This window comes from Streptomyces sp. NPDC053431 (assembly GCF_044544925.1).
In the GTDB taxonomy this organism is placed as follows: domain Bacteria; phylum Actinomycetota; class Actinomycetes; order Streptomycetales; family Streptomycetaceae; genus Streptomyces.
The window spans coordinates 147172-172842 of sequence record NZ_JBITXX010000005.1 but is presented as its reverse complement, the minus strand read 5'-3'; the positions used below and the strand labels follow the sequence as shown (position 1 = coordinate 172842).

Sequence of the window (25671 nt, the reverse complement as noted above, 5' to 3'; positions counted from 1 at the left end):
CATGGCGGCCTTCGTGACGCCCCTGCCCGAGCCGCCCGTCCCGGACGCCGTCGAGGGCGCTCCGGGGTCCCGGTGGGGCAGCGGCCCGCTGTACCTGCGGCGGTTCGCCCGCAACCGCGCGGCCCTGCTCGGCGTGGCCCTCTTCGCGCTCCTGGTGCTGTTCGGTGTCTTCGGCGGTGTGTTCACGCCCTTCGCCCACACCGACGTGGACTTCACCGCGCTCACCCAACCGCCGGGCCCGGTTCACCCCTTCGGCACCAACCAGGGCGGGAACGACGTCTACGCCCAGGCCGTGCACGGCCTGCGGCGTTCACTGGCCATCGCGGTCAGCGTGTCGGTGCTGACGATCGTGCTCGCCGCGGTGATCGGCGCGGGAGCCGCGTACCTCGGCGGCAGGGTGGAGAAGCTGACCCTGGCGGTCATCCACTTCCTGCTGGTGGTCCCGTCGTTCCTGATCCTGGCCCTGGTCTCGCACCGTCTCGCCGGCGACTGACGGGTGCTGATCCTCGTGCTCACCCTGTTCGGCTGGATGACGACCGCCCGCGTCGTCTGGGCGCTGTCCACGTCGCTGCGCGAACGCGACTACGTACGGGCCGCCGAGTTCATGGGGGTGCGGCCGTGGCGCATCGTGCTGCGGCACATCATCCCCAACCTGGGCTCGCTGCTGGTGGTCAACCTGACCCTGGGGGTCGTCGCCACCGTACTCAGTGAGACGGCCCTGTCGTTCCTCGGTTTCGGGGTCCAGACCCCCGACGTGTCGCTGGGCACCATGCTCGCCGACGGATCCGGCAGCATCACCAGCGCCCCGTGGCTGTTCGCGTTCCCCGCCGGCCTCCTGGTGCTGCTCACGGTGTCGATGACGCTCGTCGGCGACGGGCTGCGGGACGCCCTCGACCCCACCTCCGTATCGGCGGCCTCGGGAGGCGCGCGATGACGTTCACTCTCCTGCCGGCCCCCGGGTCCGCGTCGCACGACACCGGGCGGACCCCTGTCCTGTCGGTACGGGACCTGCGGATCTCCTTCCCGTCCGAGGCGGGCGCCGTCGCGGCGGTGCGCGGGATCAGCTTCGACGTGCTGCCCGGCCGGACGCTGGGCATCGTCGGCGAGTCCGGGTCGGGCAAGTCCGCGACCGCCATGGGCGTCATGGGGCTGCTGCCGCCGACCGCCCGGATGTCGGGAGAGGTGCTGCTCGGCGGCCGCGACCTGGTCGGCCTGAACGACCGCCGGCTGTCCCGGGTGCGCGGCAACGAGATCGGCATGGTCTTCCAGGACCCGCTGTCCGCGCTGACCCCGATCTTCCCGGTCGGCCGGCTGCTGTCCGACGCGCTGCGCGTGCACCGGTCCCTGACGAAGCAGGCCGCGTGGAAGCGCGCGGTGGAGCTCCTCGACCTCGTCGGCATCCCGGAACCGCAGCGCCGGGCGCGGTCGTTCCCGCACGAGTTCTCCGGTGGGATGCGCCAGCGCGTCGTCATCGCCCTGGCCATGGCGAACAGCCCTTCCGTCATCGTGGCCGACGAGCCCACCACCGCCCTCGACGTGACCGTTCAGGCCCAGATCCTGGACGTGCTCCGGACGGCGCAGACCGAGACCGGCGCAGGGGTCGTGCTGATCACCCACGACCTCGGTGTCGTCGCCGGGTACGCGGACGAGGTCGCCGTGATGTACGCCGGGCGGATCGTGGAACGGGCGGGCGCCGACGAGCTGTTCCGCCGGCCCACCATGCCGTACACGATTGGTCTGCTGGGCGCGGTGCCCCGGCCCGACGCCCCGAAGGACCGTCCGCTGGTACCGATCGCGGGCGAGCCCCCGTCGCCGGCGGCGCTTCCGGCCGGCTGCCCCTTCGCGGACCGGTGCCCCGCCGCTCTCGACCGCTGCCGGACGGAGGAGCCCGCCCTGACCGCCGTCGCCGGGCACGGGCAGGTCGCCTGCCTGCGCGCCGACGAGATCGCCGACGGCCGGCTGGCGGCGACCGCGCTGTTCCCGGGACCGGAGGACACCACCGGCGCCCGAGACGGCGCGAAGGGCACCGAATCCCCGGGCGAGCGCGAGGTCGTGCTGCGGGTGTCGGGCCTGACCAAGACGTTTCCCGTCACCAAGGGCGCCTTCCTCAAGCGCCGCGTCGGCACGCTCCACGCGGTCAGCGACGTCGGGTTCGACCTCCGGGCCGGCGAGACCCTCGGCCTGGTGGGCGAGTCCGGCAGCGGCAAGACCACCACGCTCCTGGAGATCCTGCGGTTCGGACGGCCGGAGAGCGGCCGGATCGAGATCGCCGGCACGGACGTCGCCGACCCCGGCTCCGCCGAGCGGCTGCGGGAGCTGCGCGGCGCCGTGCAGATCGTCATGCAGGACCCCATGGGGTCCCTGGACCCGCGGCTCCCGGTCTTCCAGCTGCTCGCCGAACCGCTGCGGGCCGTCGGTGCCGGCCGGCCGGCGATCCGGGCCCGGGTGGCCGAACTGCTGCGCCTGGTCGGCCTCGACACGTCGGTGGCGGACCGGTTCCCCGGCAGCCTCTCCGGCGGGCAGCGCCAGCGCGTCGGCATCGCCCGCGCGCTGGCGACCCGACCGCGGATCGTGGTCCTGGACGAGCCGGTCTCGGCCCTGGACGTGTCCGTGCAGGCCGGCGTCGTCAACCTGCTCGCCCGGCTCCAGCGCGAACTCGGTCTGGCCTACCTGGTCGTCGCGCACGACCTGGCCGTGATGCGGCACTTCGCCGACCGCCTCGCCGTCATGTATCTCGGGCACATCGTCGAGACCGGCAGCACCGAAGAGCTCTTCGAGAACCCCCGGCACCCGTACACCGAGGCCCTGCTCTCGGCGATCCCGGTGCCCGACCCGCGGCGCGAACGCTCCCGCGAGCGGATCGTGCTCGAGGGCGAGCAGCCGAGCGCGTCGAACCTCCCCCAGGGCTGCGTCTTCGTCGACCGCTGCCCGCTGTACCGGCTGCTCGACGAGGGGCCGCGGGAGCGATGCCGTACCGAACGGCCCGTCCTCGGCCCGGCGGCTCCCGGCTCCGGCCACCGCCACGCCTGCCACGCCCGCTGACCGCGGGCTCCACCACGCCGGCACCACACCCCACGGCGCCGCGCGACCCGTTCAAGGAATGAGGATCCACTCCGTCATGCGATCGAGATTCGCCGTCCCCGTAGCCGTCCTCTCGGCGGCCCTCACCCTCGCCGTCTCGGCCTGCAGCGCCTCCGGCCCCGGCACCGGGGGCGTCGGCACGGCACCCGGGAAGGGTGCGACCCCCGCCGCGGCCTCGGCGAAGGTCGACTACAACCCCCAGCCCTACGACAACGTCAGGGAAGGCGGCACCTACACCACCGCGGGCACCGTCGACGACCAGGGCAACCCGTTCAACGCCAACGCCACGCTCACCGCCAAGCGCGTCTGGTTCTGGTACAACCCGGACGTCATCACCTACTCGCCCACCGGTGAGGCGCAGTACAACCCCGACTACCTCACCGACGTGAAGGTCGACGTCAACGGCGGCAACCAGCGGGTGGTCCTCACCCTCAACCCCAAGGCGACCTACAACGACGGCACCCCGATCGACTGGACGGCCGTCAAGGCCACCTGGCAGGCCAACAACGGCACGGACAAGAAGTACAACGCCGCCGACACCGAGGGCTACGGCCACATCACCTCGGTCACCCGCGGCGCGGACGACAAGCAGGCCGTCATCGACTTCAAGGGCGCCGCCCCCTGGTGGTCCAGCCTCTTCACCACGCTCCTGCACCCCAAGGCCGCCACCGTCGCCGGGTACAACGACGCCTACGTCAAGCAGGTCCACCCCGAGTGGGGCGCCGGGCCGTACACGGTCGGGACGTTCGACGCCAAGAGCGGCGACCTCACCTTCGTGCGCAACCCCAAGTGGTGGGGCAAGAAGGGCAGGCTCGACAAGCGCGTCTACGTCAACCTGGAGTCGGACGCCGCGGCCAACGCCTTCAAGAACGGCCAGATCGACTACACCTCCGCCGGCGACGCCGAGGGCCTGAAGCGGCTCTCCGGCGTCCAGGGCACCGAGATCCGCCAGGGCGGCAGCCCCTTCGCGTACTCCTTCTACGTCAACGCCAAGTCCCCCAACCTGCAGGACGTCCAGGTGCGCAAGGCTCTCCTGGAGAGCATCGACCGGACCCAGATCGCCAGGATCCAGTTCCAGGGCCTGGGCGACTACAGCGAGCCCCTGCCCGGCTCCCTGCTGCTCTTCAGCTTCCAGAAGGGCTACTCCGACAACGTCGGCGCCGTGATCCGGCACGACCCGGAGAACGCGAAGAAGACGCTGGACGCCGCGGGCTGGAAGCCCGGCGGCGACGGCATCCGCGAGAAGGACGGCAAGAGGCTCACCGTCTCCTACACCCTGCGCGGCGACGACCCGCTGGAGAAGGCCACCGCCGGCGCCCTCGTCCAGATGCTCAAGCCGGTCGGCATCCAGGTCGACCTCAAGACCTCCACCGACGCCGACTTCGCCAAGATCCTCACCGAGCGCAGCTTCGACATCTTCCTCGTCGGCAACCGCTCCCCGGACCCGTACGGCGCCCGCTACCTGTGCGAGTTCTACTGCACCGACAGCGGCTCCAACATCGTGAGCATCGGCAGCCCCGAACTCGACAAGGAGATCCACGCCGTCTCCGCGATAGCCGACCCCGCGCAGCAGGCCGCCCGCGCCAACGCCGTGGAGCGCAAGGCGCTGGCGCAGTACGGCTACCTGCCCCTGTTCAGCGGCCCGTCCATCTACGGCGTCAAGAAGGGCTTGGCCAACGTCGGCGCCACCATCTTCGGCACACCGCTGCCGGAGACCGTGGGCTGGCAGAAGTAGCCACGCATCGACCGAGGGGCCGTTCCGGAACGATCCGGAACGGCCCCTCGGTCCACGACTGCGAGCGCGGGAGGCGGTCAGTCCACGTACTTGTCGGCGGCGTACAGCGCCTGGTCGAGGATGGCCAGACCCTCGCGGGCCTCCTCGTCGGTGATGGTGCACGGCGGAACGACGTGGATGCGGTTGTAGTTGTACACCGGCCACATGCCGCCCTCCTTGCAGGCGGCGACCACCTCGTCCACGGGGCGGGCCAGCTCGCCGCCGGCGGCGTACGGGACGAGCATCTCGCGGCTCTCGCGGTCACGGACGAGTTCCACGGCCCAGAACACTCCCAGGCCGCGCACCTCGCCGACCGACGGGTGCCGGTCCGCGATCTCGCGCAGTCCCGGGCCGATGACCTCCGCTCCCACGCGGGCGGCGTTCTCGTTGACGCCCTCCTCCCGCATCGCGGTGATGGTGGCGACGGCGGCGGCGCACGCCAGCGGGTGGCCGGAGTAGGTGAGCCCACCGGGGTAGGCGACCTCGCGGAAGGTCTCGTGCACGGCGTCGGAGAGGATGACCCCGCCGAGGGGTACGTAACCGGAGTTGACGCCCTTGGCGAAGGTGATCAGGTCCGGGGTGACGTTCCAGTGGTCGACGGCGAACCAGGCGCCCGTGCGGCCGAAGCCGGACATGACCTCGTCGGCGATGTAGAGGATGCCGTACCGGTCGCAGAGCTCCCGCACCCCGGCGAGGTAGCCGGCCGGCGGCACCAGGATGCCGGCGGTGCCGACGACGGTCTCCAGCACGATCGCCGCGATGGTGGACGGGCCCTCGAACGCGATGACCTGCTCGAGGTGGGCGAGGGCGCGCGCGCACTCCTCCTCCTCGGTGGTCGCGTGGAAGTGCGAGCGGTACAGGTACGGGCCGAAGAAGTGGGCGACGTTCCCGGACGCGCTGCCGGAGTTCTCGTTGGCCCAGCGGCGCGGGTCGCCGGTGAGGCTGATCGCCGTCGCCGTGCCGCCGTGGTAGGAGCGGTACGCGGACAGGACCTTGGGGCGGCCGGTGTGGATCCGGGCCATGCGCACGGCGTGCTCGTTGGCCTCGGCCCCGCCGTTGGTGAAGAACACCCGGTTGAGCTCGCCCGGCGCGATCTCCGCTATCAGGCGGGCCGCCTCACCGCGCCGGTCGTTGGCGAACGTCGAGGCGATCATGCAGATCCGGTCGGCCTGCTCCTTGATGGCGGCCACCACCTTGGGGTGGGCGTGACCGATGTTCAGGTTGATGAACTGCGAGGAGAAGTCGAGGTAGCGCTTGCCCTCGTAGTCCCAGAAGTGGCGGCCCGCTCCCCCGGCGACCGGCACCGGGTTCACGGCCCCCTGCGCCGCCCAGGAGTGGAACAGGTGGGCCCGGTCGTCGGCGACCACGCGGGCGCCGGCCTCCGGGTCGGGCAGAGCGGCGGGGACGGGGGCGGAGGAGCCGGTTGCGGTGCTCGTCATGGATACCTCGATCGATGGTTGGGCGAACGATGCGCGAGAGGGGTCGGGGGTCGGAGGCCGGGGGCTTCCGGAGGGCGGCCGGCCGGGGAGGAACAGCGACCTCTCCCTGGCCAGGAAGTAGTGGATGTCGGCGTGGACCGCGGCCATGCGGGTGCGCGGCGAGGTCCCCTCGGACGCGCGCAGCAGCGCGGCCTGGCGGCGCAGTACCGGACCGGAGAAGGGCAGCTCGCCGCTGCTTCCGTAGCGGATCGCGCCCTGGGCGTCGCGGCGCGGCACGATCGCGGAACGGGCGTGGACGCTGGCGCTGAACGGGATGTCCAGCCGCCCGTCCAGGAAGGCCCGCTCGATCCCCGCGAAGAGGTCGCCGGCCGCGAGGACCGGCTCGACGAGCTCGGCCACCTCGCGTTCCGTCCAGTGCTGTTCCTCCGCCACGCGGTCCTCGTCCACGCGGACGAAGTCGAACAGGTCCGACGCCCCGAGTGCCGCGGTGCGCAGTCCGGAGGCGTTCGCGGCCGCGTCGGGGATGCCCTGCGCCTCCTGCACCGTCTTCGTGATCACCTTGGTGGCGCCGCCGAGCCGGGCGGCCAGCCCGCCCAGCAGGATCAGTCCGCCGGCGAACTCGTGCGTGGTGGGGAACACGCCCATGAACTCGTGGAGGACGGGATAGACCTCCACGTCCGGGCCGAGGTAGCGGCGGGCCAGCGTGCGCGTCGCCCGCAGGGCCGCGACGTCCTGGTGGATCTCCCCGCTCTGCGGATAGGCGATCGACAGGCAGCGCACGCCTTCCGCGACGGCGGCGACGCCTTCCAGGAGCGTCATGGCGAGACTCACCGACGGCGGGACGAGCACGGCGGTGAGCGTGCCGAACAGCTCCCGGTCGACGACGACCCCGGAGCGCGCCAGCGCGCCGCACACGGCGTCCACCCGCTGCCACGCACGCAGCGAGCGGGACAGCGGAACGTCCTTGGAATAGGGCAGGTTGTAGCCGATGGCGCCGCCCTCGAAGGAGGTGATGCCCGCGGCCAGGGACACGGCGAACAGTTCGCGCGGGTCGGGCGACCCGTGGCGCACCTCCAGCGGCACGCCCACCGTCTCGACGAGCTCTCGGCCCCGGCGCCATCCGTGGGTGACCAGCGGATAGCCGTTGAGCTCGGCAGGGTCGCGGAGCAGGACCTCGCGGGCCGCGCCGAACTTCCGCAGCCGCGTGTGGGAGTCGATCGTGACGGACAGGATGTCCGGGCCGGCGCTCTCCAGGGCGCGCAGCAGGTCCCGCATCGGTTCGTGCCCGCCGACCCCGCAGCGTGGCTGCACGGCGGGGCGGCCGCGGGCCTCCGCGGCCCGCAGCACGTCGACCACGCGCGGAAGCCGCGGAGAGGCGAGCCGGGCCACGACGTCGGACCAGTCGGGAAGCGAGCCGGCGACGTCCGGGGCCAGTTCGAGTGCGTCGAGCTCAGTCATGCTGGAGTTCGGCCGCCTTGCCCGTGCTCAGCAGCCGGTCGAGGAGCAGCACGATCTCGCTGCCGTCGGCCAGGATGTGGTCGACCCCCAGGTCCCGCAGGCGCCGCAGGTCCTCCTCGGAGGTACGGCTGCCCACCGACAGGTTGCCGCCGACGATCACGGGCAGGCGCAGCCGGCCCTCGGCCCGCAGCTTCGGCAGGTCGCGGAGGTCGTGGTGGGCGTGACCGTTGAGGCTGCCGATGAGCACGGCCTCGGCCTGCGGATGGGCGTCCACCGCGTCGGCGTAGTCGCCGAGGGGCGTGCAGACCCCGAGGTTGACCACGGTGAAGCCGTAGTCCCGCAGTTGCAGGGCGATGAGCTGGTTGGCGACGGCGTGGGCGTCGCTCTCGGCGACGCCGAGGACGACGAGACGTTCGCCCCGGCCTGGCAGCGCGTACATCGGCAGCTTCCTCTCGGATTCCGGTGTCCTTCGGACCCGTGGGTGGTCGGTCAGTCTTCGAACGCCATGAAGAGGGCGCGGTGGTTGACCTCGGCGAGGCGATCGGGGTCGAACTCCTCGGGATCGGCGGTCCGCAGCGAGTCGAAGACGTGGTCGATGGCCGGGACCAGCCCCCACACCTCGTGGTACGGGGGCCAGCCGGGTGCTCCGCGCCGGTGGTCCTCCTCCCGCGCGAAGAGGTACGAGGCCCACTCCCGGCTCATGGGGTAGCGGTGGTGGTAGTCGTGCACGACCGTGTCCCCGGTGAGGACCAGGTAGCGGGTGGGGAAGTGGACGAACAGCATGCGCAGCCACCAGCGCGCCCAGGCCGCCTGACGCCGCAGCACCGGGAGTCGCGGTGAGGGCGCGCGCTCGCCGACGAAGATCGCGTTGGTCAGGCTCGCGAAGTACTCCCGGCCGCGGCGGGGGGCCTGGTCGGGCTGCGGGAAGCTGTGCTTCACACAGAGCCGGAAGACGTTGCTGATCTGGAAGAACAGGGTCATCGGCAGGACCCAGGCCACGAGGACCGGCACCCACAGGTCCAGTGCCACGACGAGCGCCGTGGCGAGCGCGTACCCGACGGTGGTGCCGACCCGCCAGGCGGGCGGTGCGTAGGAGTAGTACGAGCGGACCCGGGCGACCAGGAAGCGGACGTGGAACCAGGGGGAGACGCACACGCCCAGCACCCGGCGCCACATCCGGCCGCGGCTCATGCCGGGCCGCAGCTTCAGGGTCACCAGGAACGCCTGGACGGTGGGGTCCCGGGTCGTCATGTGGTGCAGGGCGTGGTGGTCACCGACGTGCTCGGCGCTGTAGCGGTCGAAGTCCTGGATCATGAGCGCCGCGGCGATGAGCCGGCCCACGAGCGCGTCGGGCTTCCGCTTGCGCCACATGTTCTGGTGGGCGCACTGGTGGTAGATCATCATCCGCAGGTTGCGGGCGCCGTGCAGGGTCGCGGCCCAGCCCGGCACGAGCAGCAGCAGCATCGGGCCGCCGGCCGTCAGCGCGGTCACGCTGACGGCCAGGCCCAGGGCGCACGAGACCAGGGCGTTCACCAGGTGCCGGGTGGCCGTCCGGCGGACGGCCCGCTGTCCCGCGTACGGCCGACCGGTCAGCAGGGTGAGCGGTGCGGCGAACACCCGCGGCAGCACCTGCATGGATTCGCGTACGGGGTCCGGCCGGCCAGGGCCGGCCGCGGGCGCCGTACGCGGGGCATTCACCTCGGTCATTCCCGTTCTCTCTCCACTGGACTCTCCGGGCGCGTGACGTGACGCGTCACGCCTGCTCTCCGGTCGCCTGCTCCTCCGCGGCGGCGAGCAGGTCGTCCAGGACGTGGTCGAGCTGTTCCGGGGTGGTCTCGGGGTTGAGCAGCATCAGCTTCAGGTAGACGCGGCTCACGCCGTCCTCGCCCGTGAGGTGCGTGCGGGCGATGAGGGAGCGGCCCTCCTCCATCAGCCGGCGGCGCAGAAGCCCGTTGAACGCGTCGGCCTCGGCGTCGCCGCCCTGCGCCGGGAGGTAGCGGAAGAGCACCGAGGTGAGCGGCGGCTCGGCGAAGAGTTCCAGCCGCTCCTCGCGGTCGATCCGCTCCGCCGCGTACCGCGCGAGGTCGTGGCAGGTGTCGACCATGGCCGCCATGGTCCTGGCGCCGAGGGTGCGCATCGTGACCGCGATCTTCAGCGCGTCGGAGCGGCGGGTGGTCTGCAGGGAGCTGCCCTGCAGACCGATGAAACCGGCGCAGGTGTCGTCGTCCGCGCTGAGGCAGGTGGTGGGCTGCAGGCCGAAGGAGATCAGCGTCTCGGCCCGTCGGACCAGCAGCACGGCCGAGGAGGCCGGGGACCAGCCGAACTTGTGCAGGTCCACGGTGATCGAGTCGGCCTCGGAGAGGCCGTCGAGGAGGCCGCGCAGGCGGGGGGAGAAGAGGGCGCCGGCGCCGTAGGCGGCGTCGGCGTGCAGCCAGACGCCGTGGCGGCGGGCGACGGCCGCGAGTTCGGGCAGCGGGTCGACGATGCCGAGGTCGGTGGAGCCGGCGACCGCGACCATGGCGACGGCGATCCGGTCCTCGGGGAGCTCGCGGAGGATCCGGTCGGCTTCCTCGGGGATCATCCGGCCGGCCTTGTCCACCGGGACGGTGACGATGTTCTCCTCGCCGATGCCGAGCAGGCGCACCGCCCGCTCGACGGAGAAGTGGACGCCCACGGGGCAGAGCACCACGGGCTGTCCGGCGCACGCGCGCATCCCGCCGAGGAAGGGGTAGGCGCCGGTCTTCTCCGCCAGGACGGTGTCCCGGGCCATGGTCATCGCCATGAGGTTGGACACGCTGCCGCCGGGGGTGAGGGTGCCTCCCGCCTCCTCCGGGTCGTAGCCCGCCAGCTCGGCCAGCCGGGCGACGACCCAGCGGTCCAGCTCCAGAGCGAAGGGGCCGCTCTCCCAGGCGTGGAGGGACTGGTTGAGCACCGCCGCGACGAGTTCGGCGACCGCGGCCGCGTCGATCGGGGGCGGCTGCATGCGGGCCAGGGCGGCCGGGTGCGTGAGGTCGGCCGACCACTGCGCGTACGGACGGATCAGCTCGGCCAGGACCGTCTCGGGCGCGCTGCCGTCCTCCGGCAGCAGGGGGCCGGTCAGCACCTCGCGGGCCGCGGCCCTGGCCCCCTCGGGGCCGCCGGCCGCCACCGGTCCGGTGCGCTGGGCCGACACCTCCTGGAGGATGTCGAGGGCCGAGTTGATCAGGGCCCGGACGCTCTCCAGACCTGCGGCGGTTCCTGCGGTCCGGAACAGGGGTCCGGGTGCGGACGTGGACACGAGGGATCTCCTCTGCGATGGGGGGTGTGCCGCGCTCGGGATGATGGCGGCGTACGGCGATGCCGGAAGGCCGGGGAAGGCTTCCGCGCGGGCCGGCGACCGCCGGGCCGGCCTGGGCCGGCCCGGCGCGCGCGGCGGACGGGCGGAAGGAAGCGGACGGGCGGAAGGAAGCGGGTCACGCTCTTTCGTCGACCGGCTCCGCGATCGGCTGGGTGGGGAAGTCCTTCAGCTGGGGCACGGGCGAGAACACGATCCACAGCAGCGCGGTCAGGAAGCCGAAGGCCGTCGCGTACAGGGTGTTGCGCAGACCGATCGCGTCGCCGAGGAGTCCGCCGGCCAGGGCGCCGAGCGGCAGCGGCCCCCAGGCGATGAACCGGCAGCCCGCGTTCACCCGGCCCAGCAGGCGGTCCGGGGTGATCGCCTGACGCAGGCTCACGACGTGGATGGTGGACATCGTGGAGCCGATGCCGCAGCAGGCGAAGGCCGTGACGTACAGGGCGTACGACAGCGGTCCCTTCCCGGGGGCCAGCGGGATCAGGAGCGGGGCGGCGCAGCACAGCACCAGTTCGGCGACCACGGCCCGGCCGAGGCCCAGCCGGTTCTTCAGCCAGGTCGCGGCGACCGCACCGGTCAGCGAGCCGACGGCGCCCACGCCCAGCACGAGGCCGATGGTGCCGGGGCTCATGCCCAGCTCGCGCGCCGCGTAGAGCACGAAGACCGTCTGCAGCGACATCCAGCAGAAGTTGTAGGTGCCGGCCTCCAGGGCGATGGCCCGGATGGAGCCGTTGCGCGCCACCACGCGGAGTCCCTCGGCGATGCTCCGGGCCGTCGAGGGCTTCTCGTCGGGGACGTCCGGAGCCGGCTCCGGACGGCGGATGGCGAGCAGGGTGGCCACGGAGACGGCGTACGAGAAGGCGTTGGCGAGCAGGGCGACCGGCGCCGTCAGCCATCCGACGAGCAGGCCCGCGAAGCCGGGCCCGCCGATCTGGGCCAGCGAACTGCTGGCCTGGAGCTTGCTGTTGCCCTCCACCAGGTGCTCCCGCTTGATGAGGGAGGGCAGATAGGACTGGTAGGAGACGTCGAACAGCACGGTCAGCACGCCGACGAGCAGCGCCGTCAGGTACAGGTACTCGATCCTCAGCAGGTCCAGGAAGGCGCACAGCGGCACGCTTCCCACCAGCAGGCCCCGCCCGATGTTGCTCCAGATCATCAGGGGCTTGCGGCGCCGGCGGTCGACCCAGACGCCGATGAACAGGGTCGCCCCGAGGAAGGGGGCGAAGCCGGCCGCGTTGAGCAGCCCCAGCTGGGTGGACGACGCCTGGAACTGGTAGACCGCCGCCAGCGGCAGGGCCAGCTGGGTGATCTGGGCTCCCATCAGCGAGACCGACTCGCCGCCCCACAACTTGAGGAAGTCGCCGTCCCGCCACAGTCCGCCGGACCGCTCGGCGCTCACGCCTCGCCTCCCGGCTCGTCGGTGACGTGGTAGCAGCAGCCGATCTGGGCACCGTTGGACATGCTGACGATGCCGACCCGCGGGTCGGGCGTGCCGCGCACGAGCATGCCGGCGTAGCCGCCGCCGACCATGAGCACGCCGTACGCGACGACCATGCGCTCGAAGCCGGCGCCGTCCTCGGCCACGAAGCGCTCCGCGACCGGCAGCACGCGCTGCTGGACGACGAACGGGCCGCCGACCGCGCCCCTGATGTGCTTCTCCCATTCCTCCTGGCTGACCGTCCAGCCCGGTATGACGCCGACGCCGCCGTACAGCAGGGTGGGCTTGAGCGCCAGGTCGTCCTTGTGCGCCAGGACGTACGGGAGCAGGTCGACGGTGCCGCCGTCCCGGTGCACGGGTTCGTCGCGCAGGAACCGGGTCCAGGGCAGGATCCGTTCCACCAGGGCGAGTTCGTCGGCGGTGAAGGCGTCGCGGTTGCGCTCGTCGCTGAGCATGGCCAGGCTGCCCTTGTTGCCGTACAGCTCGCAGTCAAGGCCGGCGAACAGGAAGGTGTGCCCCGCGTGCACCGCGTCGAGCAGCGGGTCGACCAGGTCGCGGCTGCGCTGCTCGTCGGCCATCTCCCCGGGGAGGAAGATCCGGTAGACGACGTCCACCTTGCGTCCGTGGACGTGCGGGACGCCGTCGCGGTACTCGAACTCGGAGAGGCTGCAGACCAGGGCGTCGAAGCCGTGCCGGAGCCAGTCGGGGACGACGAAGTCCAGCCACGGCTTGGTGTAGGTGTATCCGTCGGGCCATTCGGTGAGGGCCAGCACCGGACGTGCGGGCAGGTCGAACCCCGCGTCGGCGGCCTCGGCCCGCAGCACGTCGGCGATCCGGCCGATCGGGTCCGGGTGGGTCAGCCGCTCCTGGTGGGCGAAGTCCTGGAACGCCCTGTTGCGGTCCGCCGGGCGGGAGAACTCGCCCATCTGCCAACCGCCCAGCGAGCTGCCGGTGTTGAGCTCCATCAGCTTGAAGCCGCCCGGCTCGCGGTACATGTCCGCCCGGGACATGGCGGGCATCCGCCGGCCCGCTCCGCGCATCACGAGGTCGACCTGGGTGTCCGTCATGCCGACGGCGCGGGCGAAGGCACGGCGGTCGCCGTCGAAGAGACGGTCGGGGAGGGTGGTCAGCAGCTCGAACAGGCCGTTGAGGTCGGCCTCGAGCCGGACCCGGTCCGTGGCGTCGAGGAAGACCGGCCGGTTCAGCGCCTTGCCGCCGCCCGCCCCGTAGCTGTTCCAGTCGTTGCGTAGCTCCGGGACGACCATGTGCGCCGTCTCCCGCTCGGCCGACAGGTAGCGCCGGGTGACCGGGTTCTCCAGGAGCGCCCCGAGGCCGTCGAGGGGGGACCCGCCCAATACCGGCCTGATCTGGGCCTCCGCCCGGTCGAGCGCGGTGGTGCAGGACGCCTCGTCGTCGCCGGTCGCGATGACGGCAGCGGTCCTGGGGGTGAGCGCCTGCGGCGGGAGCAGCAGTTCGTCGCCGGGGCCGGCGAGCGGCACCACGTCCGTCACGCCGGGGACCTCGTGGGCCGCCCCGAGCTCCAGCCGCTCCAGGACGCCGTCGTGCGGCGGGTAGAGGAAGCGCACCTCGGCGTAGCGGTCCTGATGTGCCGTCAGGTCGGGGGTGCGGCCGGAGGCCAGCGCGGCGCCGGCGAGCGTGAGGTCGACGCCGAGGGCCAGCGTGCCGACGTACGGGATGAGGTCGCCGCCGAGGCGCCCGTTGAGCTCGATGAGGCGGCAGCCCGAGGGGGTGAGGCGGATCTCGATGTGGGTGATGCCCCGGTCGACGCCCAGCGCCCGGTGGGCCGCCTTGACGAGGGTCTCGACCTCCTCGGCCCACGGCTCGTGACGCCAGGGGCCGACCAGATGGCCGACCTCCTCGAAGCACGGGTCGAAGCCGAGCCGCTTGCGGGCGACGAACACCGGCTCCGCCTCGCCGTCGACCACGCAGCTGTCCACGCTGATCTCCGGACCGGTCAGGTACTCCTCGACCAGGACGCCCCGCTCGGCCGGGATGCCGGGGAACGTGGTGCCGGCCACCTGCGCGTAGGCCTCGGCCAGTTCGGAGGCGGCGCGCACCAGCGTCACTCCCATGCTTCCGGCGAGGGAGCGGGGCTTGAGCACGACCGGGTAGCCGATCTCGGCCGCGTAGGCGGCGGCCTCCTCCGCGCCGTGCACGAGACGGTGCCGGACGCCGGGCAGGCCGGCCCGGTCCAGCAGGGAGCGGGTGGTGTACTTGTCACGGCATGCCTCGGCGGCCGCGGCGGAGAGGTGCGGCAGCCCGAGACGTTCGGCCACCCGGGCCGTGGCGATCAGTGAGAGTTCGTCCCAGGTGAACAGACCGGCCGGAGCGCCGGCCCCGTCGGCCTCGGCCGCTTCCGCGTGCAGTGCCTCGACCGCCTCGCCCAGGGTCTCCGCGCGGGTGGTGTCGGCGATCCGGAAGGACGAGACGTAGGGCTTCTCCCAGGTGAGTTCCTGGGAGGTCACCAGGGAGATCTCGTACTCCCTGGCCAGCGAGGCCATCGCGTACTCGCGGTAGGCCTTCAGTCGGCTTCCCACGACCACGAGTCGGGGTCGGCGCTCTTGCATCCGAAGTTCACGCTTTCTTTCGTCGGGGAATTCAGCAGGGCCGGGGCCGGCAGCTCATGGCGAAGGACTCCGCGGTCTTGCGGATGGCGGCCTCGACGGAGTCGCTGGACGCTCCGCGGAAGCGGAACCGCGCGGCGACGTGCTCGTAGCCGCCCACGGCGGGGATCACGTCGCCCGGCCCGGGCACCACCTGGGCGTACGGGCCGTCTTCGCCGGCCGCCGTGGCCCAGGCGACCGCCGTGACCTCGCACGGGGGCGGAACGGGGAGCGGGAGCAGCAGCCAGCCGGCGGTCGCGTGGCCGCCGGCGGGCGTCGCCTCCTGCGCGGGCGTCGCCTCCCGCGCGGGTGCGGTGACCGTGCCGGAGGCGGGGCCCGTGCCCGAGGCGGGGCCCGTGCCCGAGGCGGGGCCCGTGCCCGAGGCGGGGCCCGTGCCGGAAGCGGGGCCCGTGCCGGAAGCGGGGTCCGGACCGGAAGCGGAGTCCGGACCGGAGGCGGGCTCCGGGCCGACCACGGCCACGGCCGGCCGGCGCCCCAGCTGGATGTCCGCCGCCGCCGACATCAGGTCGAGGCCGTGCACCTCGCGCCACACGAACGGGATCTCCCCTCCCCCGACGCGGGCCCCCGCCTCCAGGAAGACCGGCCGGGGCGTGCCGTCGGAGGCCCTGCCCAGGAAGAGCTCCATGTGGAACACCCAGGGCCGGCCGTCGCCGAGTGCCTCGGCCGCCGCGGCGGTGAAGCCGCCCAGCGGTCCGAGGAGCTCCGGATCGTCCACCTCGACCGAGCCCAGGTAGCTGCCCTTGGTGAACTCCTCGCAGTTGTTCACGTACCGCGACACGCGCCAGGCGCCGAGCGCGTCACCGGTCCAGAGCCCGTCCACGTGCAGGACCGGGTCCGCCACGAAGGACTGCACGATGCGCGGCTCGTGCCGGTCCGGCAGGAAGATCCCGGCGTGGGCGTCGAGCTCCTCCTCCGTGTGCAGCAGCAGCACTCCCCTGCTGGCGGTGCCGCGCCGTGGCTTGACCACCACGGGCCAGCCGTGGCGCCCGGCGAAGGCCCGTACGTCGTCGGCCGTGTCGGCGTCCGCGTAGTCCGGCACCCGCACTCCGGCGGCGTCGACCAGGCGGACCATGGCCAGCTTGTCGCGGAAGCGCTCCAGCTCCGCCGGGGTCTGGCCCGGCAGCCCGAAGGCGACGCGCAGCGCGGCCGCGTTGTCGAGGTCTCCCTCGTTGAGCGCCATCAGCCGGCTCGCCGGGCCGAACCGTCCGATCAGCTCGGCGACCGCGGTCCGCGTCTCGACGGGGTCGTCGGTGGCGCCGACCACCCGCACCCCGGCCGCGTCCTCGGGAACGGAGGTCCGGCCCAGTTCCGTCGTGACGTAGGTGACCCGGTGGGCCCGGTGGTCGAGGTAGGCGGCGTACCGGGCGTGGTCGCCCCGCCAGCGGTGCAGGACGACGACGTGCTCCGGCTCCGTTCCCTCGGATCCGCTCATCGGGGCGGCTCCTCGTCGGACGCCGTGAGCCGCGCGTGGGCCACCATGATCTGCCCCAGCGCGATGCCTCCGTCGTTGGTGGGCACCTGCTGCTGGCAGTACGCCGGGAACCCGGCGCGCCGCAGTTCCACCAGGCAGTTCACCAGCAGGAACTCGTTGAGGAAGACCCCGCCGGAGAGCACCACCTGCGCGAAGGCGTCCGCGCCCTCCGTCTCGCGGACGGCCCGGCAGCGCTCGACGACCATGTCGACGACGCCCGAGTGGAAGCGTCGGCTGATCTCGGCGCGGTCGACGCCGTCGGCGAGGTCCCGGGCCAGCGCCCGCACCACGGGCCGGGGGTCGATCTCGACGCCCGTTCCGGTGTCGTCGAGCGCGAAGCGGTAGCGCAGTTCCGGGGCCGCCAGGGAGAGGTCCCGGGCGAGCAGGCCCTCCAGCTCGATCGGCCCCTGCGCCTCGTACTCCGCATGGGTGGTGACGTCCAGGAGCGCGGCGACGCCGTCGAACAGGCGGCCCATGCTGGAGGCGAGCGGCGCGTTGACGCCCCGCCGGGCCATGGTGGCGAAGACGTGCAGCTGCTGCTCGTCCCACCGCCCGAGCACGGGGAAGGCGCCCACCGCGGCCTCGGGGTCGCCCAGGGCGTCCAGGGCCAGCGCGAAGCCGGTCCTGACCGGTTCCTTCACCGCGCGGTCGCCGCCCAGCAGCGGGACGGTGCGCAGGTGCGCGACCCGGCGGGCCTCCCGGTAGTCGCCGAGCAGGAACTCGCCGCCCCAGGTGGTGCCGTCCGGCCCGTAGCCGGCCCCGTCGAACACGACGCCCAGGGTGGCTCCGGTCAGCCGGTTCTCGGCCATGCAGGAGGCCATGTGCGCGTGGTGGTGCTGCACCTGGACGACCCGGTCGTAGCCGGCACCCTCCTCCTGCAGCGCCAGTCGGGTGGCCCGGAACTGCGGATGCAGGTCGACGGCGGCGTTCCGGGGCGTCAGCTCGTGCAGGGCGGCGAGATGGCGAGCCGTCTGCTGGTGGGACTCCCAGGTCTCGTCGTTCTTCAGGTCGCCGATGTGCTGGCTCAGATAGACCCGGGTGCCGCGGGACAGCGCGACGGTGGTCTTCAGCTCGGCGCCGAAGGCGACCGTCGGGGCCAGCTCGACGCCGACCTCGACGGGGTAGGGGGCGTAGCCGCGGGCCCTGCGCAGGAAGCTGATCAGCGGGGCGTCGAGCTCCGGGTGCGCGGAGCAGCGTACGAGCGAGTCGTCGACCCTCGTCTCGATGCCGCGGTCGTTGTACAGGACGAGGTCCGCGATGGCGAAGAGGTGCTCCAGGGCGTCCTCGTTGCGGTACGCGATCGGGTAGCCGGAGATGTTCCCGCTGGTCATGACCAGCGTGTCGAGCCCCTCCTCGGCCAGCAGCAGGTGGTGCTGGGGCGCGGAGGGCAGCATCACGCCGATGTTGGGGTTGCGGGGCGCGATCGCCTCGGGCAGCCCGTCGGGCCGCTTGCGGACGAGCACGATGGGCCGTGACGGCGAGGCGAGCAACTCCGCCTCCGCCGGCCCGATCTCGGCGAAGGCGGCCGCCGTCTCCAGGTCCCGGGCCATGACGGCGAAGGGCTTGGAGTCGCGACGCTTGCCCGCCCTCAGGCCGCGTACGGCCGCCTCGTCGCGGGCGTCCACCGCGAGGTGGAAGCCGCCGACGCTCTTGACGGCGACGATCCGCCCCTCACGGAGCGCCGCCACCGCCGCGGCCAAGGCCTCCTCCCCCTCGAGGGAGTTCCCGGCGGCGTCGGCCGACAGGAGCCGGGGTCCGCAGTCGGGGCAGGCGTTGGGCTGGGCGTGGTAGCGGCGGTCGAGCGGGTCGCCGTACTCGCCCGCGCAGGCGGCGCACATGGTGAACTCCGCCATGGTGGTCTGCGCCCGGTCGTACGGCAGCGCCCGCACGATCGAGTAACGCGGTCCGCAGTTGGTGCAGTTGATGAAGGGGTAGCGGTACCGGCGGTCCTCCGGGTCGCGCAGCTCGGCGAGGCAGTCCGCGCACACGTGCCCGTCGGCGGGGACGATGGTGTCCTTGCTGCCGGTGTGCACGCTCGTCCGGATGACGAACTCGGCCGGCGGGTCGGCCGGTACGGGAAGCTCCTCGACCCGGACCCCGGTGACCCGCGCCTGCGGCGGCGCCTGGTCGGTGAGCGCCGCGAGGAACGCCTCCACGGCGGCGAGCGGGCCGGTCACCTCGGTGAGCACGCCCTCCGGGTCGTTGAGCACCCAGCCCGCCAGACCGTGGGCGTGGGCCGCCTTGTAGACGAACGGCCGGTAACCGACACCCTGGACCACTCCGGTGACCCGGGCGAGGCGCCGCACGACCGGCGCGCCGGGGTCTCCGGCGGTCCCGCCCGTGCCCGTGGCGGAGTCACCCCGTCGAGGGCCGCCGCGCACATCCTGTTCGGTGGTGGTCATGGGTCAGCAGAGCCGCGGGAGTTCGGCGCCCAGCAGTTCCTCCACCACGGAGTCGCGGCCCTCGGCGTCGCGCATCAGGACGAGAGCGCCGTCCTGCTCGGTGACCTCGCCGATGACGACCGCGCCGGCACCGTAGGCGTGGGAGCGCAGGGCGTCCAGGACCTTCTGCTCCGCCGAGGGGTCGACGAACACGCAGACGCACCCCTCGTTCGCGGAGTGGATCGGGTTGATGCCCAGCATGTCCGTGGCCATGAGGGTCTCGAACTGGATCGGCAGCGCCTCCTGCTCGATCCGGATGGTGTGGCCGACCGCCTCCGCGTACTCGTGCAGGACCGCGGCGAGACCGCCCCGGGTGACGTCCCGCACGGAGCGCACGTCGCCCTCGTCGACGGCGGCGAAGAGCTCGTCGAGCATGCCGTTGACCGGGGCGCAGTCGCTCAGCACCCGCTGCTCGAAGCCGAGGCCCTCGCGGATCGAGAGGAGGTGCACGGTGTGGTTGCCGATGGGGCCGCTGAGGATCACCCGGTCGCCCGGCCTGACGTTCCGCATCCGCAGCGGAGTCCGCTCGAACACGCCCACCCCGGCGGTGTTGAGGTAGATCTGGTCCGCTTCGCCCTTGCGCACGACCTTGGTGTCGCCGCAGACGATCTGGACGCCGGCCTCCCGGGCGGTCTCCCGGATCGAGGTGAGGACCTGCACCAGACGGGCGATCGGCAGACCGGTCTCCAGGATCATGCCCAGGGTGAGGTAGAGCGGCTTGGCTCCGACCACGGCGAGGTCGTTGACCGTTCCGCAGACCGCGATCTTGCCGATGTCACCGTTGCCGAAGAAGGGCGGGTCGACGACGAACGAGTCGGTGGTCATGGCGATCTGCCCGGTGGCGATGGGCAGCATGGCGCTGTCCTCCATCTCGCCGATGTAGACGTCGCCGAGCGTCTCGACGATCACCTTGAGCAGTTCGTGACTGAGCTGAGTGCCACTGCCGTGGTCGAGGACGACTTCACCGAGTTCGGTTGCCGGGGTGGTCATCGGGGGTTCCCTTCGGGACGTAGGGGGTGGTGCGCTGTCCGCGCGATGGAAGGGAGGTGTTACGGAAGGATCTTGACGACCTTGCGGGGCAGCTCGCCGTCGCTGTCGAGGGTGGCGAGGATCTCCTCGGAGGTCGCCACGGTGGCGCAGTAACCGCTGAGCCACTCGAGGGAGCGGTCGCGGGCCTCGGGGTCGCCGGACACCACGCAGTCGGAGGGGACCCAGATGTTGTAGCCGCGGAAGAAGGCGTCGGCGGCCGTCGTCTGCACGCAGATCTGCGTCTGCAGGCCGGTGACCAGCACGGTGTCCACGCCGTTCTTCTGCAGCAGGTCGTGCAGCTCCGTCTCGTAGAAACCGCTGTCCTTGTTCTTCTCGACGACGGTGTCGGACGGGTCCAGGAAGTCCTTCAGGATGGCCGCGCCCTCGCTGCCGCGCTGCAGCGGCAGGGTGCCGTCGAAGTCCCGCTCCACGTTGGGGTCGTCGGGGAGGTTCACCAGCTGGAGGTGGTAGATGCCGTGCCCGCGGCGCCGCATCTCCTCGAGGAAGTGGACGAAACGGGGCTGCGCCTCGGCCATGGCGGCGGTCCGCTCGGGCGTCTTGTGGACGACGTCGGACTGCAGGTCGTTGGTGAGGACGGCGATCTTGCCCATGCGGGTTCCTTGTGTGGTTCGGAGCACGACCGAGCGCGGCCCGGCCCCTCCACGGGTGGTGGAGGGCAGGCTGCGTCGGTCCATGAATGCTGGTGGCAAATGAGGCATGACAAAGGCATGACAGACCGTCAGGCCGTTCGGGACACTGCTGGTTGAGAGGGGCTGCCCTTCCCGGCGCAAAGTGGTGGTCGGTCACGTGCGACCCGAGGCGGAGTGTCGGAGATCCTCGGGCGGGGCAGACATTTGCATATCGCCCATGAACACGTCAACAACGCCACGCTGTTGATGATTCTGTGAAGCTTCCGCGAGCGCCCCGCCGGCGGAACCGCCGCCGTCCACGCACACTCGGGACGCCGAACCGGGCCCTGCACAGGGCGACATGAGCGCCCGGTCCGGCAGTCGCCCCCGGGGCCTTGACCTGCGGAACCCGCACAAGTGATGATCTCCGTCGGCGAGATGCGCGTCGCCTCCCTCCGCCGACCCTCACGCGGCGAGAGCCCCGCCCCCACCGGAAAGCGTGTCCACGAGTGTTACCTGCTCAGGGCGAGTCGTCGCTCACAACTCCTCCACATCCAGGCCGGTTCCCCCACCACCGCCGGGCCGCCCGCGACCCCCGCCGGCACCCCTCGCACTTCGGCCACCCCCGGCCCCCACTGCACCCCTGGCCCCGGCTACGCCCCTGAAATCCGCGGCACTCCTGACACCCGCGGCACTCCCGGCGCTTCGGCACCGGCGCCACTCCTGGCGCCCCGCCCGTACCCGTTGCGCGTCACCCTTGAGCGCGGCGGCGCAGTCAAGCCCCCCGTTTTGCGGGCACCCGGAGAGCCCCCGCGACGCGGCCCGCCGAGACACCCTGAACCGCGGACGGCCGGGGCAGGGGCGACCCCGAGAGCCCGAGACGCGCCTCGACGGCAGGGCGAACGCGCCCGCGCACCCCTCCCTCTCCCCGGGCTCGACGGCCGGGCACGGCATGATCAAGTCTCTCGGGATTCGATGGTGGGGGGGTGGCGTGAGGGATTGGCGGACTGATCCGACGTTCGCGATGTGCCGGGCACTGGCAGACGGAGCGGATCTGGCCTCGTTCGCGGGAGGAGCGTTCGATGTGCGGGCGGTGGTGGCCGGCATTCAGTCCGGGACCCGACGCGGGTTGCTCCTCGACGCCGTGCCGTGGGGGAACTTCCCCCACGGGGACGATGCCCGGGCAGCCGTTCATCTGCTGCACACCGGCGAGGGCTCCGCCCGCCGTGCGACGGACATGCTGGGGGGCCTGTGCGCCAACGACAGCCGGGCCGCCGCCGCCCTCGCCGTTCCGTTCCTGATCCCCGTCGCCACCGATGCCGACCACCCTCACCGTGCCGCCGCCCTCGCCGTGCTCTCCGGCCCGGCCCGCGCCCGGCACTACGGCGTCGCCTCCCGGGATGAACTCCTTCTGCACCGCAACGATCCTCGGCACCACTCCCCCGACGACTACGACGACTACGGCGTCGAGGTGACGGGCTACCCGGCAGGCTGGTCGGTGGCCGCCGCACGAGCCGCGATCACCACCGCGACACCCGCACTCCTGCCGCTTCTCAACGACTCCGACCCCACCATCCGCATCGACGCCGCCTACGCCCTGGCCACCGCCGCCGACCCCGACCGCACGGTCGGAACCGCCCTCGCCACCAGGTTCACCACCGAGCAGGACGCCACGGTCCGCGCCGCCCTGGTCCTCGCTGCCGCCGAGACCACCCGAGCCCACGTACAGCCGCCGGCCGTCGCACGGTTCCGAAGGCGGTGGCGAGACCGAACAGAGGCACCCGAAGTCCGCCTGGCGGCGGCGATCGGCTGGCTCTGCCTCACAGATGCGCCCGTCCCCGAGGACCTTTACGAGACCATCGACGCCCTCGCCACGGACGAACGCGCGCAAGCCATGGACGCCCTGCCGTGGATGTACGCCGCCGCCGGAACCGGTGAACCGGGGCTCCTGCGCTGTATTCGCTGCATGCTCCACCCCGAAGAGCCCGAACCGTGCGACGACCCCTGGGCCTTCTCGCTCTGAGCGACCGGCCTCACCCCCGTTTGTGCATCGAGGTGGTCCGACGGGACCAGGTACGTGCTCGGTCGCCGGGGCGGAGCACCCCACCCTGAACCCGCCACGGCCGGCGCCTTGATGTGTCCCTGCCGTAGCTCTTGATAAGCCATGTGACATGTGCAATTTTACAGCGCAACCCGTCAACGGACGGGACTCCCCCTCTTCTTCAGGAGTGAATCTTGCGCGCCCTGGCCATCGCCACAGCCCTGCTCACAGCCGCCCTCGCGGCCTCTCCCGCCCAGGCCGCCCAGGCCGGTCCCCAGCCGGATCACGTCTTCGCGGACCCGGCCCAGCGGCCGGCCCACGGCGTCACGAAAGGCGCCCTCGGTGCCACCGGGACCACCGGCGGCAGGCTGGAGTCGCGCATCCTGCCGATCGTCCACACCTGCAGCCCCACGCTGCGGATCCGCGCCCAGGAGATGACCGCCGCCCAGCTGACGGCGACCTGTGTGAGCCTCGCCAACCAGGACGCGTACTTCCACAACGTGGTCAAGGACTCGGGCCCGGTGGCCGACGACTACAACACCACCCTGGAGGTCGACGTCTTCAACTCCAGCGCCGACTACAAGACCTACGCCGGGAGGATCTACGGCATCGACACCAACAACGGCGGCATGTACCTGGAGGGGGACCCCGCCCGGACGGGCAACCAGCCGCGGTTCATCTGCTACGAGCGCACCGACGTCAGCCCGGGCTGGCAGATATGGAACCTCAACCACGAGTACACCCACTACCTCGACGGCCGCTTCGACCTGTACGGCGACTTCGGCGCCAGCCAGACCACGCCCACCGTCTGGTGGGGCGAGGGCATCGCGGAGTACGTCTCGTACTCCTACCGCGGTGTCCCCTACACCAACGCGACGACCGAGGCCGGCAAGCACACCTACGCCCTGCGTACGCTGTTCGACACCACCTACGACAACAGCGACGTCAACCGCACCTACAACTGGGGCTACCTCGCCGCCCGTTACATGGTCGAGAGACACCCGGCCGACGTCGCCACCGTGCTCGGCCACTACCGCACCGGAAACTGGACCGCCGCGCGCGCCTTCCTCACCTCGCTGGACTACGAGAGCGACTGGAACGCCTGGCTGACCGGCGTGGCGACGGGCGTCTGACCCCGTGGGCCGGCCACGGCCGGCCTCCCCCGTACCCGCCCGGCAGGGACGAGCCCCCTGCCGGGCGTGCGCGACTCGGGTGGCTGCGGCGGGTCAGTGCTCGCAGAGGGAGAACTCCCGCTCGTAGAGCTGCTCGTTGTGCTCGTCGACGAAGAACTTGCGTTCCCGCATGAGCTCTTCGCGGTACGCCTTGGCCTGGTCCAGCGTCATGGTGGCGGTCTCGGACCACGGTTGCTGCGGGGGCACGTCGGAGGTCGAGACGATCCTCTCCGACGGGTCGACCAGGAAGAACGCGAGGATCTTGCGGTGCCCCGGGCGGGTGGGGTCCACGAGGCGGAACGAGCCGACGCGGTGTTGCAGGATGTTCGGGAACGCCAGGCAGCGCCCCGCCGGCGTCGATGCCGATCCCAGCTGCTGGTTCAGCGCGTCCTCGTCCTCCAGGCCGTAGACCTCACGAAGACCGTCGTCGTCGTTCTGCTCGTAGTCCGGGTCGTCGAGTGCGGCCCGGAAGCTCAGCCGGCTCTCGGTGATGTTCTCGCTGTCCCAGTAGTAGATGCCGGTGGAGACGATCCGCTCGTTCAGCATCCCCTCGACGTGCCAGGAACCGCCCGGGTACTCGGGCTTCTCCGGGGTGAGATGAACGGTGGCGAGCTTCACGATGACCTGCAGACGGCGGCCGCGCAGGTCGACCCGGGCGGATTCGTCGGGCAGCTCCGGCGGGGTGAAGGCCGGGGCGTCCGGGACGACGGGGCGGCGGTTCTCCCACCAGTCGTCCTGGGCCACTTCCCATGCCCGGACGGCCTCCTTGTGGGCCTCGGCATCGGCGTACGCGGACTTGTCCGGATACGCCGGCTCCGAGTCGTACCACCCGTAGGGATCGGCCTCGATGCGCAGCGGCCGCGGATGGCGCAGATCGGTGAGCACGTTCTCCAGCAGCGGGAGCATCCGGGCGAACAGCTCCGGCAGGACGGAGGCCAGCTCCTGATGCTTCTCGGGGTGGACGTTGTTCACGTACGAACGGAAGGCGACGTCGCCGTCCTCACTGACGTCGACATCCGTGGGCAGCCACTGGAACCGCTCCGAGAACTCGTACTTCGAGTACTGGTTCGTCGGGTTCCGCCAGGCCTCCTCGGGCGCCCCGCTCGCCTCCCTCACCAGGCAGAACAGTGAGGGATGCACCAGATCCAGCACCTGCCCGTCGGATCCGGGGTGCCAGTCCCGTTCTGCTTCCGGGACCTCTTCCAGAACCCGCACCGCCTCGCGCAGCCGGGATCCGAGCTTGTCGTCGACCAGCGTGTCCGACTGCCACACCCCGTCGACGGCGGACACCTCGATGCCGGTTCGTCCGTCCCGCAGGGCGGCGTAGTGCACGAGTTCGTCGAGCACGTAACGAACCTGCGCTTCGGTGAGGCCCTGGGCGACCGCCTCCCGCGTCCACCGGGCGACGATGCCGGCGTCGTTCATCTTGTCGAACCACCCCGGCTTCGCCCGGATGTGCGCGCTGCACTGCATCATCTGCAGTTCCCGCAGCGTTCGGGGTGTCGCGAACGCTATGGAACGGGCGGTGTGGAAGGGCAGCGGGAAAGCAGACAGGCCGGTCAATTCTCGTGGTCCCTACGGTCGGTGTGCGGTGGCGGGAAGGATAGCCCAGCGGTCTGACACCGCAGCCGTGCGGCGCACGAGAGGCCGCCCCCTCGTGGTGGAGAGGGCGGCCTCCGAGACGCGCTAGGAGGATGTCGTGGCCTCGCCGCCTCTTCGTGC

The 25671-nt window shown here is 72.0% G+C and carries 15 protein-coding genes and 2 pseudogenes; 5 read left to right on the top strand and 12 right to left on the bottom strand.

Features of this window, described 5'->3' with window-relative positions; genetic code table 11:
- Position 1: 1 nt before the first annotated feature.
- The 3 genes and pseudogenes from ACIGXE_RS15450 (at position 2) to ACIGXE_RS15440 (ending at position 4816) form a co-directional block, all read left to right on the top strand.
- Positions 2-934, top strand: a pseudogene (locus ACIGXE_RS15450) (ABC transporter permease).
- On the top strand, positions 931-3042 hold the full coding sequence (locus ACIGXE_RS15445; protein WP_399747407.1) for a dipeptide ABC transporter ATP-binding protein: 2112 nt from the start codon (positions 931-933) through the stop codon (positions 3040-3042). The pseudogene ACIGXE_RS15450 and the gene ACIGXE_RS15445 overlap by 4 nt, the downstream one beginning before the upstream one ends.
- A gap of 76 nt (positions 3043-3118) precedes the next feature.
- Complete coding sequence (locus ACIGXE_RS15440) at positions 3119-4816, top strand: ABC transporter family substrate-binding protein (protein ID WP_399747405.1); 1698 nt, start codon at positions 3119-3121, stop codon at positions 4814-4816.
- Positions 4817-4893: 77 nt separating this feature from the next.
- Here the strand turns inward: ACIGXE_RS15440 and ACIGXE_RS15435 are convergent, their stop codons facing one another.
- The 11 genes and pseudogenes from ACIGXE_RS15435 to ACIGXE_RS15385 all read right to left on the bottom strand — a co-directional run bounded on the left by ACIGXE_RS15435 (position 4894) and on the right by ACIGXE_RS15385 (position 20718).
- A complete protein-coding gene (locus ACIGXE_RS15435; protein WP_399747841.1) occupies positions 4894-6294 on the bottom strand; it encodes an aspartate aminotransferase family protein in 1401 nt (466 codons plus the stop codon).
- Between the two features lie 201 nt (positions 6295-6495).
- Positions 6496-7752, bottom strand: a pseudogene (locus ACIGXE_RS15430) (methylaspartate mutase); the annotation flags it as partial.
- The gene (locus ACIGXE_RS15425) at positions 7745-8191 is read right to left on the bottom strand and encodes a cobalamin-dependent protein (protein ID WP_399747403.1); all 447 of its coding nucleotides are present in this window, start codon (positions 8189-8191) and stop codon (positions 7745-7747) included. The gene ACIGXE_RS15425 and the pseudogene ACIGXE_RS15430, both read right to left, overlap by 8 nt.
- Before the next feature lie 50 nt (positions 8192-8241).
- Complete coding sequence (locus tag ACIGXE_RS15420; protein WP_399747401.1) at positions 8242-9459, bottom strand: fatty acid desaturase; 1218 nt, start codon at positions 9457-9459, stop codon at positions 8242-8244.
- Between the two features lie 46 nt (positions 9460-9505).
- Entirely contained in the window at positions 9506-11029 is a 1524-nt protein-coding gene (locus tag ACIGXE_RS15415; RefSeq protein WP_399747399.1) for a pyridoxal phosphate-dependent decarboxylase family protein, read from the bottom strand.
- Positions 11030-11204: 175 nt separating this feature from the next.
- The gene (locus ACIGXE_RS15410) at positions 11205-12482 is read right to left on the bottom strand and encodes an MFS transporter (protein ID WP_399747398.1); all 1278 of its coding nucleotides are present in this window, start codon (positions 12480-12482) and stop codon (positions 11205-11207) included.
- The gene (locus ACIGXE_RS15405) at positions 12479-15079 is read right to left on the bottom strand and encodes an ATP-grasp domain-containing protein (protein ID WP_399747396.1); all 2601 of its coding nucleotides are present in this window, start codon (positions 15077-15079) and stop codon (positions 12479-12481) included. The genes ACIGXE_RS15410 and ACIGXE_RS15405 overlap by 4 nt, the downstream gene beginning before the upstream one ends.
- 61 nt (positions 15080-15140) lie before the next feature.
- Entirely contained in the window at positions 15141-16598 is a 1458-nt protein-coding gene (locus ACIGXE_RS15400) for a biotin carboxylase (protein ID WP_399747394.1), read from the bottom strand.
- A complete protein-coding gene (hypF, locus tag ACIGXE_RS15395) occupies positions 16595-19039 on the bottom strand; it encodes a carbamoyltransferase HypF (RefSeq protein WP_399747393.1) in 2445 nt (814 codons plus the stop codon). The genes ACIGXE_RS15400 and hypF overlap by 4 nt, the downstream gene beginning before the upstream one ends.
- A gap of 3 nt (positions 19040-19042) precedes the next feature.
- Positions 19043-20068, bottom strand: a complete 1026-nt coding sequence (gene hypE / locus ACIGXE_RS15390; RefSeq protein ID WP_399747391.1) for a hydrogenase expression/formation protein HypE — start codon at positions 20066-20068, stop codon at positions 19043-19045.
- A gap of 59 nt (positions 20069-20127) precedes the next feature.
- On the bottom strand, positions 20128-20718 hold the full coding sequence (locus tag ACIGXE_RS15385; RefSeq protein WP_399747389.1) for a cysteine hydrolase: 591 nt from the start codon (positions 20716-20718) through the stop codon (positions 20128-20130).
- Positions 20719-21832: 1114 nt separating this feature from the next.
- Here ACIGXE_RS15385 and ACIGXE_RS15380 point away from each other — a divergent pair.
- Both ACIGXE_RS15380 and ACIGXE_RS15375 read left to right on the top strand, forming a co-directional pair.
- Positions 21833-22759: a hypothetical protein gene (locus tag ACIGXE_RS15380; RefSeq protein WP_399747387.1), complete on the top strand. Its 927-nt coding sequence runs from the start codon at positions 21833-21835 to the stop codon at positions 22757-22759.
- Positions 22760-22971: 212 nt separating this feature from the next.
- The gene (locus tag ACIGXE_RS15375; RefSeq protein ID WP_399747385.1) at positions 22972-23910 is read left to right on the top strand and encodes a collagenase; all 939 of its coding nucleotides are present in this window, start codon (positions 22972-22974) and stop codon (positions 23908-23910) included.
- A gap of 93 nt (positions 23911-24003) precedes the next feature.
- Here the strand turns inward: ACIGXE_RS15375 and ACIGXE_RS15370 are convergent, their stop codons facing one another.
- The gene (locus ACIGXE_RS15370) at positions 24004-25512 is read right to left on the bottom strand and encodes a DUF4246 domain-containing protein (protein ID WP_399747383.1); all 1509 of its coding nucleotides are present in this window, start codon (positions 25510-25512) and stop codon (positions 24004-24006) included.
- Positions 25513-25671: the final 159 nt, after the last annotated feature.

Bases quoted from the DNA above. Each gene is read 5' to 3' on its own strand.
- ACIGXE_RS15420 (WP_399747401.1), bottom strand. From the start codon at position 9,459: ATGACCGAGGTGAATGCCCCGCGTACGGCGCCCGCGGCCGGCCCTGGC.
- ACIGXE_RS15400 (WP_399747394.1), bottom strand. From the start codon at position 16,598: ATGAGCGGATCCGAGGGAACGGAGCCGGAGCACGTCGTCGTCCTGCAC.
- hypF (WP_399747393.1), bottom strand. From the start codon at position 19,039: ATGACCACCACCGAACAGGATGTGCGCGGCGGCCCTCGACGGGGTGAC.
- ACIGXE_RS15440 (WP_399747405.1), top strand. From the start codon at position 3,119: ATGCGATCGAGATTCGCCGTCCCCGTAGCCGTCCTCTCGGCGGCCCTC.
- hypE (WP_399747391.1), bottom strand. From the start codon at position 20,068: ATGACCACCCCGGCAACCGAACTCGGTGAAGTCGTCCTCGACCACGGC.
- ACIGXE_RS15385 (WP_399747389.1), bottom strand. From the start codon at position 20,718: ATGGGCAAGATCGCCGTCCTCACCAACGACCTGCAGTCCGACGTCGTC.
- ACIGXE_RS15435 (WP_399747841.1), bottom strand. From the start codon at position 6,294: ATGACGAGCACCGCAACCGGCTCCTCCGCCCCCGTCCCCGCCGCTCTG.
- ACIGXE_RS15425 (WP_399747403.1), bottom strand. From the start codon at position 8,191: ATGTACGCGCTGCCAGGCCGGGGCGAACGTCTCGTCGTCCTCGGCGTC.
- ACIGXE_RS15445 (WP_399747407.1), top strand. From the start codon at position 931: ATGACGTTCACTCTCCTGCCGGCCCCCGGGTCCGCGTCGCACGACACC.